Raw genomic sequence first — 760 nt, forward strand, 5'->3', positions numbered from 1 at the left:
CCGCCAGCGTTCATCCTGAGCCAGGATCAAACTCTCCATAAAAGTGTTTGACTTGCTCGATTTAAAACTGACGGAATTAAATTTAATTCCTTACCTATTTCTTTTGTTCAGTTTTCAAAGAACTTTTAAGCAATAAAAAAGAAAATGCCAGAAACATTTTCTGAAAATGGTGGAGCTTAGCGGGATCGAACCGCTGACCTCCTGCGTGCAAGGCAGGCGCTCTCCCAGCTGAGCTAAAGCCCCAAAAATAACTTATGCAGTTATGATGGTCGGGAAGACAGGATTTGAACCTGCGACCCCCTGGTCCCAAACCAGGTGCTCTACCAAGCTGAGCCACTTCCCGTAAAAAAATATGGCGCGCCCTGAGAGATTCGAACTCCCGACCTTTTGATTCGTAGTCAAACACTCTATCCAGCTGAGCTAAGGGCGCATGTATGTGGTGCCGAGGACCGGAATCGAACCGGTACGGTAGTCACCTACCGCAGGATTTTAAGTCCTGTGCGTCTGCCAGTTCCGCCACCCCGGCACATACAATAACTTTGGAGCGGAAGACGGGATTCGAACCCGCGACCCCAACCTTGGCAAGGTTGTATTCTACCACTGAACTACTTCCGCAAACGTATTTTGTTTTAAAATTAATATGGTGCGGGTGAAGGGACTCGAACCCCCACGTCAAAGACACTAGATCCTAAGTCTAGCGCGTCTGCCAATTCCGCCACACCCGCATATTAATTTGAAAATGGTGAGCCATGAAGGACTC

Annotated in this window: 6 tRNA genes; all 6 read right to left on the bottom strand. The window is 48.0% G+C overall.

Annotated elements, in window-relative coordinates:
* Positions 1-167: 167 nt before the first annotated feature.
* A tRNA-Ala gene (locus M3196_RS21690) sits at positions 168-243 on the bottom strand.
* Positions 244-266: 23 nt separating this feature from the next.
* A tRNA-Pro gene (locus tag M3196_RS21695) sits at positions 267-343 on the bottom strand.
* 10 nt (positions 344-353) lie between these two features.
* Positions 354-430 (bottom strand) — tRNA-Arg (locus tag M3196_RS21700).
* A gap of 7 nt (positions 431-437) precedes the next feature.
* Positions 438-526: transfer RNA gene (locus M3196_RS21705), tRNA-Leu, on the bottom strand.
* Between the two features lie 14 nt (positions 527-540).
* Positions 541-615: transfer RNA gene (locus M3196_RS21710), tRNA-Gly, on the bottom strand.
* Between the two features lie 26 nt (positions 616-641).
* Positions 642-725, bottom strand: a tRNA-Leu gene (locus M3196_RS21715).
* Between the last annotated feature and the right edge of the window lie 35 nt (positions 726-760).

The organism is Fictibacillus nanhaiensis (assembly GCF_023715445.1).
Lineage (GTDB): Bacteria > Bacillota > Bacilli > Bacillales > Fictibacillaceae > Fictibacillus > Fictibacillus nanhaiensis_D.